The organism is Nonomuraea maritima (genome assembly GCF_900100395.1).
Lineage (GTDB): Bacteria > Actinomycetota > Actinomycetes > Streptosporangiales > Streptosporangiaceae > Nonomuraea > Nonomuraea maritima.
The window spans coordinates 116801-129620 of the sequence record NZ_FNFB01000002.1 but is presented as its reverse complement, the minus strand read 5'-3'; the positions used below and the strand labels follow the sequence as shown (position 1 = coordinate 129620).

Annotated in this window: 12 protein-coding genes; 7 read left to right on the top strand and 5 right to left on the bottom strand. The window is 71.1% G+C overall.

Going from position 1 to position 12820, the window contains the following annotated elements:
* Positions 1–89: 89 nt before the first annotated feature.
* Positions 90–1334: an ROK family protein gene (locus tag BLR04_RS04215; protein ID WP_176902927.1), complete on the bottom strand. Its 1245-nt coding sequence runs from the start codon at positions 1332–1334 to the stop codon at positions 90–92.
* Positions 1331–2497, bottom strand: a complete 1167-nt coding sequence (locus BLR04_RS04210; RefSeq protein WP_090759785.1) for an FIST signal transduction protein — start codon at positions 2495–2497, stop codon at positions 1331–1333. Before BLR04_RS04210 ends, BLR04_RS04215 begins: the two co-directional genes overlap by 4 nt.
* A gap of 171 nt (positions 2498–2668) precedes the next feature.
* Between BLR04_RS04210 and BLR04_RS04205 the strand changes: the two genes are divergently transcribed.
* The 4 genes from BLR04_RS04205 to BLR04_RS04190 all read left to right on the top strand — a co-directional run bounded on the left by BLR04_RS04205 (position 2669) and on the right by BLR04_RS04190 (position 7464).
* Complete coding sequence (locus tag BLR04_RS04205; protein WP_090759782.1) at positions 2669–4060, top strand: sigma 54-interacting transcriptional regulator; 1392 nt, start codon at positions 2669–2671, stop codon at positions 4058–4060.
* Positions 4061–4121: 61 nt separating this feature from the next.
* Positions 4122–4940, top strand: a complete 819-nt coding sequence (locus BLR04_RS04200; protein WP_090759780.1) for a hypothetical protein — start codon at positions 4122–4124, stop codon at positions 4938–4940.
* A gap of 52 nt (positions 4941–4992) precedes the next feature.
* A complete protein-coding gene (locus BLR04_RS04195; RefSeq protein WP_090760710.1) occupies positions 4993–6954 on the top strand; it encodes a vWA domain-containing protein in 1962 nt (653 codons plus the stop codon).
* A gap of 39 nt (positions 6955–6993) precedes the next feature.
* Positions 6994–7464 carry a GNAT family N-acetyltransferase gene (locus BLR04_RS04190; protein WP_090759778.1) on the top strand — a complete coding sequence of 157 codons (471 nt, stop codon included), beginning with the start codon at positions 6994–6996 and terminating at the stop codon, positions 7462–7464.
* A 53-nt stretch (positions 7465–7517) separates the two neighbouring features.
* Here the strand turns inward: BLR04_RS04190 and BLR04_RS04185 are convergent, their stop codons facing one another.
* The gene (locus tag BLR04_RS04185) at positions 7518–7940 is read right to left on the bottom strand and encodes a DUF6292 family protein (RefSeq protein WP_245740017.1); all 423 of its coding nucleotides are present in this window, start codon (positions 7938–7940) and stop codon (positions 7518–7520) included.
* Positions 7941–8083: 143 nt separating this feature from the next.
* On the opposite strand from BLR04_RS04185, the gene BLR04_RS42235 reads away from it, so the two are divergent.
* Together BLR04_RS42235 and BLR04_RS04180 are read left to right on the top strand one after the other, a co-directional pair.
* Positions 8084–8209 carry a hypothetical protein gene (locus tag BLR04_RS42235; RefSeq protein ID WP_281191298.1) on the top strand — a complete coding sequence of 42 codons (126 nt, stop codon included), beginning with the start codon at positions 8084–8086 and terminating at the stop codon, positions 8207–8209.
* Positions 8210–8219: 10 nt separating this feature from the next.
* On the top strand, positions 8220–8648 hold the full coding sequence (locus BLR04_RS04180; RefSeq protein ID WP_090759774.1) for a hypothetical protein: 429 nt from the start codon (positions 8220–8222) through the stop codon (positions 8646–8648).
* 4 nt (positions 8649–8652) lie between these two features.
* On the opposite strand, the gene BLR04_RS04175 is transcribed toward BLR04_RS04180, so the two are convergent.
* Entirely contained in the window at positions 8653–9792 is a 1140-nt protein-coding gene (locus BLR04_RS04175) for a cystathionine gamma-synthase (RefSeq protein WP_090759772.1), read from the bottom strand.
* A 269-nt stretch (positions 9793–10061) separates the two neighbouring features.
* Here BLR04_RS04175 and BLR04_RS04170 point away from each other — a divergent pair, with 269 nt between their 5' ends.
* Positions 10062–11204: a sensor histidine kinase gene (locus tag BLR04_RS04170; protein ID WP_090759770.1), complete on the top strand. Its 1143-nt coding sequence runs from the start codon at positions 10062–10064 to the stop codon at positions 11202–11204.
* Positions 11205–11331: 127 nt separating this feature from the next.
* On the opposite strand, the gene BLR04_RS04165 is transcribed toward BLR04_RS04170, so the two are convergent.
* On the bottom strand, positions 11332–12702 hold the full coding sequence (locus tag BLR04_RS04165; protein ID WP_090760708.1) for a cystathionine beta-synthase: 1371 nt from the start codon (positions 12700–12702) through the stop codon (positions 11332–11334).
* Between the last annotated feature and the right edge of the window lie 118 nt (positions 12703–12820).

Sequence of the window (12820 nt, the reverse complement as noted above, 5' to 3'; positions counted from 1 at the left end):
CGAGGAGCGCAGCGGGGCCAGAGGTCAGGAAGGACTCGGTCTTCGTCCACCCCGCCGCCGGCCCCGCCCTCCCCAGGCCAGTGAGGGTGTCAGGAGGGCCAGGGGATCTCGGGGTTGAGGAGGGCGGCGGCGCCCACCAGGCCGGCCTCCTGGCCGAGGGCGGCGGGGACGACCTTGACGCGTCGGGCGAAACCCATGCGGGAGTGTTCCCGCAGGGCCTCCTCCAGCGGGCCGAACAGGGGCTCTCCCGCCTGGGAGAGCCCGCCGCCGATGGTGACCAGGTCGAGGTCGCACAGGTGCGTGGTCGAGGCGATCGCGATGCCGATCGCCCGCCCGGCCCGGCGCATGGCTCGCAGCGCGATCTCGTCCCCTGCCCGCGCGTCCGCCGCCAGCTGCCGCGCCGTCACGGCCCGATCCTCGTCGTACGCGACGTCCTCGTCGTATCCGGCGCGCCTGCCCTCGTCCGGGTACGGCCGCGCGTCGGCGTGGCCGGTACGTACGCCGGGGTCCCGGTACGGCGGAGCGGCGGCGGGCAGGACGGTGGTGGTCGTCGAGGGCGGGACGGTGTCGGCGGGCGGGACGGTGTCGGCGGGCGGGACGGTCACGGCGCTCGGGACCGGCGCCCGGACCTGGTCCCGGGCGGGCTCGCCGGGGTCAGCGATGCCCGGAGTGCCAGGGTGAGCCGTGCCGGGAGCGCTGGGATGGGCGGTACGGGGTGCGGCGCTGGGGGGCACCGTGTGGGGGTGCCAGCCCTCGGCCAGGGCCCAGGTGGCCAGAGCGGGGCCGCGCGCTATCGCCTCCAGGCAGCCGTGGGCGCCGCAGGCGCAGCGGGGGCCGCCGTACGGTTCCACCACCACGTGGCCGATGTGGCCGGCGTTGCCGGTGGGGCCGTTCACAAGGCGGCCGCCCAGGATGAGGCCGCCGCCCACGCCCGTGGACACCACCATGCCGAGCATGTCGGCGGTCCCCTGCCCCGCGCCCTTCCAGTGCTCGGCGAGGGCGAGACAGACGGCGTCGTTGTGGACGCGTACCGGCAGGCCGGGGAAGCGGGCCGCGAGGCGGGCACGCAGCGGGAACCCGCGCCAGCCTGGCATGTTCAGCGGGGACACCTCACCGTCGGGCCAGGTCATCGGGCCCCCGCAGCCCACCCCCACCCCGTCGACGGGGCCGGGCAGGAGGTCGATGAGGCCGGTGAGCGTACGCCAGAGGGTCTCGGCGTCGGCGCCCTGCGGGGTCGCGACGCGGCGTGAGGTGACCACGGTGCCGTCGTCGGCGACGAGCCCGGCGGCCATCTTGGTGCCGCCGACGTCGACCGCCAGGATCACGGGCCTCACGCCGTACTGGAGAAGACGAGCACGGACGCGGTGAAGCCGTGCACGTGGTTGTGGCCGGCGACCGGACCCACCTCTCCGGCGGCGTAGAAGCCCGCCACGCCGATCGGCCCCAGCGTGTCGCGCAGCGCGACCGGGTCGTGGTCGGCGGTGCCGAACATGGCCGAGCCCCGCCCGTTGCAGGAGAACAGCAGCGCGCCGTCCACCTTGCCGATCTCCTCGCGGTGGGCGTCGAGCAGGTCGTACAGGTCCTCGTCGGCGGTGGCGGCGTCCCGGACCTGGAAGCGTACGGTCCTGCCGACCTCCACGACGTCGCCGATGGCGACGGCCTCACGTTCCGGGTCGATGCCGATGACTCCCCGGATGAGGAAGTCGCCGCGTTCGTGGCGTTCGGCGTACTCGTCCATGGCCAGGCCGATCTGCAGGCCAGAGGCGACGAGCTCGCGGTCGTCCTCGTCGAGCTCGCTGACGATGTCCTCCAGGCGGGCCAGTGCCGGCTGGCCGGCGAGTTCGAGCAGCAGGTTCTCCTCCGAGGCGGTGACCACCATGTTGGGTCCGATCGGCCGGCACCCCTGGCTGACCACCGTGCTGATCTTGACGGAGCCGCCGATCAGCACGCCGATCGCGCCCTCGGTGTAGACCTCGCCGTCGGCGAACAGCCGTACGGACCCACGGCCCTGCACCCCGTTGGCGAGCCCGCCGATCAGCGGCAGGTCACCGAGGACGTCGGCGGAGCGCTCGACGAAGGCGTCCGTCGGGAAGCTGTACGGGTCGGCCAGGAGGATGGCCACGTGGTCGTCCGGGCTGCGTTCCGGCAGGCCGACCACCACGAACCGGTCCTCGGCCGTCAGCGTCTCCAGGGCGAAGGTCGTCAGCTTGGCCCCTTCCAGGGTCGCGGCCCACGCGCTGACGGACGGTGTCAGCTCGACCCCCTGTCCGTCGGCGATCACTCCGGTGGCGCTGCATCCGATCACGTTCGCTTCGGGCGCGAGCTTCATCGCGGCCTCTCCGGCGCGCGCGACGTCGTCAGGATCGTCGCCGCAGATGAAGAAGCAGACCAGGTCTGCTGGGCCGCTGAGCCTCGACAGGGCCTGGCCGACGGCGTTCTCCGCGGCCTCCACCAGGTCGGAACCCACGGCGAGGCCGTCGGCGAAGCGGCTAGTCATCAAGGCCACGCGTCTCGCCTCCCTCGACATGTCCAAGTTCCCTAGGCCCGATTCTCCCCACAAAGGGGACAAGCACGCACACGAACCGTCACCTAATAGTCAAGATCCGAAATCTCCGCCAGGTGCGAAACTCCCTGCCGGATTCCGCGCGGGCGACGTAGTCTCGATCCCGTGCATCAGCCACGAATTCTCCGCGAGTTGCGAGAGAGCGGCCACGTTCATCGCACCGTCAAAGCCGAGGTCCGGGAAAACCTGCTGGCCAAGCTGCGGGCGGGTGAGCCACGGTTCCCCGGCATCGTCGGCTTCGACGACACGGTCCTGCCTCATCTCGAACGCGCCCTGCTCGCCGGGCACGATCTCGTCCTCCTCGGCGAGCGCGGCCAGGGCAAGACCCGGCTCATCCGTACGGTGACGGGCCTGCTCGACGAATGGACACCCGTCGTCGAGGGTTGCGAGATCAACGACCATCCGTACGCGCCGGTCTGCACGCGCTGCCAGGCGCTGGCGCGCGAGCTGGGCGACGAGCTGCCGATCGGGTGGAAGCACCGCGACGAGCGCTACGGCGAGAAGCTCGCCACGCCCGACACCTCCGTGGGCGACCTGATCGGCGACGTCGACCCCATCAAGATCGCGGAGGGACGCACGCTCGGCGATCCGGAGACCGTCCACTACGGGCTGGTCCCGCGCACCAACCGCGGCGTCTTCTCCGTCAACGAGCTGCCCGACCTGGCCGAGCGCATCCAGGTGTCGCTCCTCAACGTGCTGGAGGAACGCGACATCCAGGTGCGCGGCTACAACCTGCGACTGCCGCTCGACATCCTGCTCATCGCCAGCGCCAACCCCGAGGACTACACCAACAGGGGCCGGATCATCACGCCGCTGAAAGACCGCTTCGGCGCCGAGATCCGCACCCACTACCCGCGTACCGTCGAGGACGAGCTGACGCTCATCCGCCAGGAGTCCGTGCCGGACATCGGGGCCGACGTCCCCGAGCACCTGGTCGAGGTGATCGCCCGGTTCACCCGTCTGGTCCGCGAATCGACCTCGGTCGACTCGCGTTCCGGCGTCTCCGCCCGCTTCTCGATCGCCGCGGCCGAGACCGCGGCCGCCTCCGCGGTGCGCCGCGCGGCCGTCGCGGGCGAGGAGCAGGCCGTCACGCGCGTGGTCGACCTGGCCTGCGTGGTCCACAGCCTGCGCGGCAAGGTCGAGTTCGAGGTCAGCGAAGAGGGCCGCGAGACCGAGATCCTCGCCCACCTGCTGCGCCGGGCCACGGCCGAGACGTTCCGTAACCGGCTGGGCGGCATGGACCTGTCGGCGGTGATCGAGAAGTTCTCCGAGGGCGCGCAGGTCGAGTCGGGCGAGCTGGTCCCGGCCTCCGAGCTGCTGCTCCGCATGGGCCCGGTCAACGGGCTGGCCAAGGTCATGTCGCGCCTCGGCATGGGCGCGGGCGAGGAGTCGCCCGGTCACGCGGCGGCCGCCCTGGAGTTCGCGCTGGAAGGGCTTTACCTCATGCGGCGGTTGTCCAAGGAAGACCTCGACGGGGTGACGGTCTACCGCACCTGAACAAATCGGCGGCTCCCTACGTCATAGGAATGACTGACTGTCACTTCGGGGGAGATCGTCCATGAAACTGCTTGCCACCGTCACGGCCGCCGCCGCCTTCGCCGTGGGCGGCTGCGCCGTGCCCGCGGCCATGTCAACACCCGTGTCCACACCCACTACCTTGTCGTCCGACACCGTTTCCGCCACGCAGACCGCCGCCTCCCCCTCTGGGGTCGTGTACGGCTGGGCGTGGTCCGACGGCCAGGGCCACCTGCGCATCGTGCCCAAGGCCGAGTCGTTCGTGAAGCAGTCGAGCGGCTTCACCGGCTACCAGCTGAAGGACGTCCCTGGCGCCGAGGAGGTGCGTCTCGACTACGGCGCGGCCACGTTCGGCCGGGTCACGGTGGAGTGCGGCCTGAAGGAGACCGAGGGCAATGTGGCGCTCGACGCCAAGGGCCTCGGCCGCACCGCGTGCACGCCCGCCGACCTGACGGACGGGCTCGAGCGCGGCCCGGTGGCGCTGCGCGCGGAATACCGCACCGGCAAGGCGACGCGGATCAACGAGATCCTGGTGAGCGACTGGCCCGACCTGCGCACGGCCACCGGGACGATCCAGCGCGTCAACGACACCACCGTGCTGCTGTCGACCGGGGGCAAGCAGGTCAAGCTCGGCTACTCCTTCGCGACGGCTTTCTACCGTACGACGGCCGGGTGCGGTGACGGCTGGCTCACCGGCCGGCCGGTCAACGCCGACAAGGACGGCCTCGGCAAGAAGCAGTGCTCCGCCGACGACCTGACCGCGGCGCTGGCCAAGCTGCACGACCCGGTACGGGTGAAGGTCGACTACACGCCCGGCGTCGACTCGCTGGAGCAGGTGTGGGAGGTCTTCGGGGACGCGTGACCGCTTTCTCGCGGCACATGGGAGCCTTTCTCGGGTTAGCGTGGGTTTCGTGATGGCCTTCCGCTATGGCGAGTACCACGACGGCCCCGACCCCCTGGCCCCTCCGTACGACGTGCGCGCGGCCCTCGACGAGATGGGCGATGCCATCCTGTCGGGCTCGACCCCGGTCCACGCCCTGCGTGACCTGCTCAAGCGGGGGCTCCCCGGTGCTCAGGACCGCCGGGGTCTCGACGACATGCTGAAAGAGGTCCGGCGGCGCCGGCGCGACCTGCGCGAGCGCGGCCGCCTCGACGGCACGCTGGAGCGCGCCCGGGCGCTGCTCGACAAGGCGATCGGGCAGGAGCGGGCGGAGCTGTTCCCCGACCCGTCCGACGACGCGCGCCTGCGGGAGGCGGGGCTCGACGCGCTGCCTGACGACACGGCGAGCGCCATCCAGGAGCTCAGCACGTACGAGTGGCGCTCGGCTGCCGCCCGCCAGACGTACGACGAGCTGCGCGACCTGCTGCGCCGCGAGGTGCTCGACAGCCAGTTCCGGGGCCTGCGCGACGCCCTCGCCAACCCCGACCCCGCGGCGATGGAACGTGTCCGGCAGATGATGGCCGACCTGAACGACATGCTCGACAGGGACGCCCGCGGCCTGCACACCCAGGAAGACTTCGACGCCTTCATGGAAAAGTACGGCGATCTGTTCCCCGAGCGGCCGCGCAACCTGGAGGAGCTCGTCGACATCCTGGCCCGCCGCGCGGCCGCGACGCAGCGGATGCTGGCCTCGATGACCCCGCGCCAGCGCGAGGAGCTGGCCGGCCTCATCAACCAGACGCTCGAACAGGCGGGCCTGTCCGACGAGATGCGCCGCCTCGGTGAGGCCCTCTACGCCCGCCGTCCCGACCTGGCCTGGAACGCGCCCGAACGCATGACCGGCGACGAGCCGCTGTCCATGGGCGACGCGGTGACGGCGCTGGAGGAGCTGGCCGACCTCACGCAGCTGGAGACCGCCCTGCGCCAGGACTACCCGGGCGCGCGGCTCGACGACGTCGACGAGGCCGCCGTACGCCGGGCGCTCGGCCGTTCGGCGGTCGACGACCTGGAGGCGCTCAAGCGGATCGAACGCGAGCTGGAGGAGCAGGGCTACCTGCTGCGCCGCCGCGGCAAGCTGGAACTCACCCCGAAGGCCGTCCGCCGCCTGGGCGAGACGGCGCTGCGCCGGGTGTTCTCGTCGCTCGACGCCGGACGCCGGGGCGACCACGACCAGCACGACGCCGGCTCGGCGGGCGAGCTCACCGGGTCGTCGCGGCCGTGGCGCTTCGGCGACGAGCAACCCATCGACGTGGTGCGCACGCTGGTCAACGGCGTGCGCAGCGGCGGCGTCACCGTGGGCGAGCAGCGCACCGGGGTCCGGCTCTCGGTCGACGACTTCGAGGTGGCCGAGACCGAGCGCCGCAGCGCCGCGGCCGTCTGCCTGCTGGTCGACCTGTCGTACTCGATGGCGCTGCGCGGCACGTGGGCGGCGGCCAAGCAGACGGCGCTCGCGCTGCAGGCGCTCGTCGCCTCGAAGTTCCCGCAGGACGCCGTACAGATCGTCGGGTTCTCCAACTACGCGCGGGTGCTGCAGCCGGACGAGCTCGCCGGGCTCGACTGGGACATGGTGCAGGGCACCAACCTGCACCACGCGCTGCTGATCGCCGGCCGTCACCTCGACCGCCACCCCGACTTCGAGCCGGTCGTGCTGGTGGTGACCGACGGCGAGCCGACGGCCCATCTGCTGCGCGACGGCCGGTCGGCGTTCGAGTGGCCGCCGTCGCCTGAGACGCTGGAGCTCACGCTGGCCGAGGTCGACAAGATGACCCGGCGGCGGGCCACGCTCAACGTCTTCATGCTGGCGGCCGACGACCGGCTGAAGGAGTTCGTGGACGAGGTGGCCCGCAGGAACGGCGGCCGCGTCTTCTCCCCCAGCGCCGACCGCCTGGGCGAGTACGTGGTCAGCGACTTCCTGCGTCTGCGCCGCTCCCGCTAGCTCGCCGGATTGTCGGTGCCGGGTGGCAGACTCGCTCGCATGCTTGACGACCTGCGGTTGAGAGACGTGGTGGAGGCCGACCTGGAGGTGTTCCTGGCGCAGGAGCACGACCCCGAGGCGGTGCGCCGGTCGAGGTTCCCGCCCCGGGAGCGTGCGGCGTTCATGAGCCACTGGAAGACGTCGGTCCTGGGTGACCCGACCGTGCTGGTTCGAACGGTCGTGGTGGGCGGCGCGCCGGCGGGCAACCTCGTGGCCTGGTGGGAGGGTGAGCGGCGGTTCGTCGGCTACTGGCTCGGCCGCGAGTTCTGGGGCCGTGGGGTGGGCACCCGCGCGCTGGGCCTGTTCCTGCGCGAGGAGAAGGCCCGGCCCCTTTACGCCGACCCGTTCCACGGCAACACCGCGTCCGTACGGCTGCTGGAGCGGCACGGGTTCGAGCGGGAGGGCGTCGTCAGGCACGGCGACGACGAGCACATCCTGCTGGTGCTCAGGTCATCACCGCAGGAGAGCTGAAGGCCAGGCGTCGGTGTGGCGAGCGGGCTCAGGGGTCGGTGCGGCCGGTGAGGTCAGGCGTCGATGAGGCGGGTGTAGAAGTCGAGGGCCACGTCGAAGCCGTCGCGGCAGTTGCGGTGGGAGCGGTAGCAGGGGCGCCACGCGGAGCTGGCGCCCACACCGGCCCGCGCGTCGCGCAGCGCCGCCGGCACCCGCTCGGGCCTCGGCAACAGGCCGTGACCGAGGTAGCGCACGCCCGAGAGCTCGGTGTGCTGCCCGGCCCCGCCGGAGACGAACGTGCCGAGACGCCAGCCGCTCTCCTCGTCCCACACGAGCGCGCTGCCGTCGGCCATGCGCACGGTGGCGGCACGCGGGTCGCAGGGGCCTTCCCACCAGTCGGCGACCTCGGGGCCCAGCAGGTCGACGACCTGCCGCACGTAGCAGATCGGCTGGTGCAGCCACTCATCGGTGTACGGCTCAACGTGCTTGACGGCCACGGAAGGCACCCCCTTGGTCCTACGAGGTGAGGAGCAGGAAACTTGCGGCAACCCACCATACCGGCGCGTGCTGTCTTCCGGTTACAGAGCGTCTAGTCATTAAGGACGATATTTACGCCCCGATCAGGGAAGCAGAGGTAAGCATGATTGCCATGATTCTGCTCGTCCTGTTCATGGTCGTGGCCGTGGTGAGCAGGGAGCTCTGCATGCGGGGTTGCAATTCGGGCAAAGAGAGTGTCGGCTCACGGAGCGAGATCACCGGCGACTAGTCTCTGCGACATGTCCCTGCTTCTCTGGCTGCACGTCGGATTCGCGATCTTCACGATCGGTCCGGTCACCGCCGCGACGATGGCCGCCCCTCGGGTCATCCGCAACAAGAACGTCCCCGCGCTGCAGTTCATCCAGCGCCTCACGCGGATCTACAGCATCGGCGCCATCGGCGTCTTCGTCTTCGGCCTGGCGCTCGGCATCGTGATGGGCGGAGGCGTGCTCGGCAAGTGGTACATGTCGGCCTCGATGACCCTGTTCATCGTGGGCGCGGTGCTGCTCGTCCTCATCGACCGCGACCTGCGCGCCGCCGTACGGGCGCTCTCCAGCGAGAGCACCGACGACGACGCGCAGGTGCAGAACGGACGGATCGCCGCGATCAGCGGACTGCTGTCCGTGATCTGGCTGGTGATCCTCTTCCTGATGATCGTGCCCGAGTAGACGGCTACCCGAGGGCGCGCGTGAGGTCGGCGAGCAGGTCGTCGACCGTCTCGATGCCGACCGACAGCCGTACGAGGTCGGCGGGCACCTCCAGCTTGGAGCCCGCCACCGAGGCGTGGGTCATCCGGCCCGGGTGCTCGATCAGCGACTCGACGCCGCCGAGCGACTCGCCCAGCGTGAACAGCTCGGCCTTGTCGCACACCTCGACGGCCGCCGCCTCGCCGCCGTCGACGCGGAACGACACCATGCCCCCGAACCGCTTCATCTGCTTGGCCGCCACCTCGTGGCCCGGGTGCTCGGGCAGCCCGGGATAGAGCACGTCGGTCACCCTGGGGTGGGCCAGCAGCAGGTCGACGACGCGCTCGGCGTTGTCGCAGTGGCGGTCCATGCGGACGCCGAGGGTCTTGAGCCCGCGCAGCGTGAGCCAGGCGTCGAACGGCCCGGCCACCGCGCCCATCGCGTTCTGGTGGTAGGCGAGCTCCTCGCCGAGGTCGCTCGCGGCGGCGACGAGCGCGCCGCCGACCACGTCGGAGTGGCCGCCGACGTACTTGGTGGTCGAGTGGACGACGACGTCGGCGCCGAGGGCGAGCGGCTGCTGCAGATACGGCGAGGCGAACGTGTTGTCGACGACCAGCAGCGCCCCGGCGTCGTGGGCGAGCTGCGCGAGGCCCGCGATGTCGGCGATGCCGAGCAGCGGGTTGGTGGGCGTCTCGACCCAGATCAGCCGGGTCTTCTGCGTCATGGCCGCGGCCACGGCGTCGAGGTCGTGCAGCGGCACGGGGTCGTAGTGCAGGCCCCAGCGCTCGTGCACCTTGGCGAACAGGCGGTAGGTGCCGCCGTACGCGTCGCCGGGGATGATGACGTGGTCCTGCGGCTTGCAGACCGTACGCAGGAGGGTGTCCTCGGCGGCGAGCCCAGAGGCGAAGGCGAGCCCGCGGGCCCCTCCCTCCACGGCGGCCAGCGCGGTTTCGAGCGCGGTCCGCGTGGGGTTGGCCGAACGGCTGTACTCGTATCCGGAACGCAGGCCGCCCACGCCGTCCTGCTTGTAGGTGGACGTGGCGTAGATCGGGGGCACGACCGCGCCGGTGACGGGGTCGGGCTCCTGACCTGCGTGGATGGCCAGCGTCTCAAAACCGTTGCTCATACAGGCCACGTTAGTGGAAGCCGGACGCCGCTCAGCTCCCGCGCGTACGCGACAGCAGCACGGGGTCGGCCAGCGCGAGGAGCACCCCGACGACCAACCCGACGCCCAGCAGCACGAAACCCATGACCACCATGACCGTCTCCTTCCGACACCGTCCAGCTTCTGCGGCGGGCCGGGGGCGGCGCCTCCGCTGAAGGACGGGTTCGCGGCCGTCGCGCTCGGCCGAACGGTCGATCCAGGGGCAGTACTCGCGGCCTAGGCTCGATGACGTGGTCGATTCCAAGCGCATCGTGTACTGGGTCTGGCGGCTGAGCGCGATCGCGATGCTCGGTGTGCTCGGCGTGATGTTGCTGATCGACATCCTGTTCGCGAAGAACTTCGGGGGCGCGCAGTGGCTCACGCCCTTCTGCGGGATGGCCGGCATCGTGGCGTTCGCGCTGCGCAACAGGTACCGCGTGGGGGGCTTCGTCGCCGTGCTGACCCTGTCGCTCGGCACGTCGCTGGTGATCAGGTACACGGGCATGGACAGCATGCCGGGCGGCGCCGAGTCGGGGGCGCTGCTGCTTCTGCTGGTGGGCGTCCTGCGGCACGTGGAGCCGCTGCGCCGGGCGGTGGCACTCAGCGTCGTGGCGCTGGCCGTGCTGATGGCGGAGGCGAACACGCAGAGCATGCGGCAGTCCGGGCTGGCGTTCTCGTTCCTGCTGTTCGTCGGCTGGTCGACGGCCGCCGGCATCGGCTCGTACCTGCGCTTCCAGCAGGTACGCCGGGTGGAGGCCGTGCACGCGGTACGCCGGGTCGAACGGCTCGAGATCGCCAGGGAGCTGCACGACCTGGTCGCGCACCACATCACCGGCATCGTCGTCCAGGCCCAGGCCGCGCGTACGGTCGCCGAGACCAGGCCCGACGCGGTGGCGCCCGCGCTCGACGCCATCGCTGCGGCCGGGTCGGAGGCGCTGACGTCGATGCGGCGCATGGTCACGGTGCTGCGCACGGAGGACGACGCGACCCGCTCGCCCGGCGCCACCCTGGCCGACCTGCGCTTGCTGACCGAGCGCTTCTCTGCGGGCGGGCCGAAGGTGGCCTTCGAGATCGGGTCGGGCCTCGACGACCGTACGCTGCCGCCTGAGATCATGACGACGGTGCACCGGGTGCTGCAGGAGGCGCTGACCAACGTGCGTAAGCACGCGCCGCGTACCGCCTGGGTCGAGGCGTCGCTGCGCCGCGGCGAGGGCCGTGTGCTGCTGGTGGTGCGCAACTTCGGCTCGGGCGCCGACCCCCGGCTGTCCAAGCTGGGCGGCGGGTTCGGGCTGGTCGGCATGGCCGAGCGGGTACGGGCGCTGGGCGGAAGCCTGCACGCGGGCCCCACCCAGGAAGGCGCCTGGGAGGTGGTCGCCGAGTTCCCCCTCCCCTGACCGGACGCCGTGGCTCCACACCCTGTGGATGCCTGCCGGGGCCTCGGCGGCTGCCCGCGCCGTGGCGTCCTGGCGCGCCCACAGGGTGGGCGCGCCGCACGGTTGCCGGGCAGAGGCCTGTGATCAGCTAGCGGTTGGCGAGGAAGGCGAGCAGGTCCTGGCGGGTGATCAGACCCGAGGGCTTGCCGTCTTCCAGCACGACCGCCGCATCCGCCTTCTCCAGCGCTTCGACCGCACGAGCCACAGGTTCACCACTGCCGATCGTGGGTAGCGGAGCCGACATATGATCGGCGATCGGGTCGTCGGAGGAGAGCCTGCCGTGGTAGAGCGCCTCGAGCAGGTCGCGCTCGACGATGGAGCCGACCACCTCGGCCGCCATGACGGGCGGCTCCTCCTTCATGACCGGAAGCTGCGACACCGAGTACTCGCGCATGATCGAGATCGCGGTGCCGACCGACTCGTGCGGGTGGGCGTGCACGAACTCCGGCAGCCCCGGACCCTTGCGCTCCAGCACGTCGCCGACCAGACCCTCATCCGAGGACGTGGTCAGGAAGCCGTAGTCGGCCATCCAGTCGTCGTTGAAGATCTTCGACAGGTAGCCGCGGCCGCCGTCGGGCAGCAGCACGACCACCATGTCGTCGGGCCGGGCCGTGGCCGCCACCCGCAGCGCCGCGACGACGGCCATGCCGCAGGACCCGCCGACGAGCAGGCCCTCCTCGCGGGCGAGGCGGCGCGTCATGGTGAAGGAGTCCTTGTCGGACACCGCGATGATCTCGTCACAGATCTTGGTGTCGTACGTGGCCGGCCAGATGTCCTCGCCCACGCCCTCGACGAGGTAGGGACGGCCGGTGCCGCCGGAGTAGACGGAGCCCTCCGGGTCAGCCCCGATGATCTTCACCTTGCCGCCGGAGACCTCCTTGAGGTACCGGCCGGTGCCGCTGATCGTGCCGCCCGTGCCGATGCCGGCCACGAAGTGGGTGATCCGGCCCTCGGTCTGCTCCCACAGCTCAGGGCCCGTGGAATGGTAGTGGGAGTCGGGGTTGTTGACGTTGGAGTACTGGTCGGGCTTCCAGGCGTTCGGCACCTCGCGGGCCAGCCGGTCGGAGACCGAGTAGTACGAGTCGGGGTGGTCGGGCGAGACCGCCGTCGGGCAGACGACGACCTCGGCGCCGTACGCCCGCAGTACCGCGATCTTGTCCTGGGCCACCTTGTCGGGCACCACGAACAGGCACCGGTAGCCCTTCTGCTGGGCCACGATGGCCAGGCCGACGCCGGTGTTGCCGGAGGTCGGCTCGACGATCACACCGCCCGGGCGCAGCGCGCCCGACTTCTCCGCGGCTTCGATCATGCGTACCGCGATGCGGTCCTTGACCGATCCGCCCGGGTTGAAGTACTCGACCTTGGCGAGCACCTGGGCGGGCACCCCCGCATTGACTTTGTGCAACCGGACGAGCGGGGTGTTCCCCATGAGCTCGACCAGGGAATCGTAGACGCGCACCGAGGTGTTCACCTTCTTTGCGGAAGCTTGGTCAGCTTGCTGTCGGGCCGGGTCCGGTGGGGGTGACCGGACCTCGGCTACTTTTCAAGGCAAACGCTACCGCCGAGTCGACCGAGGA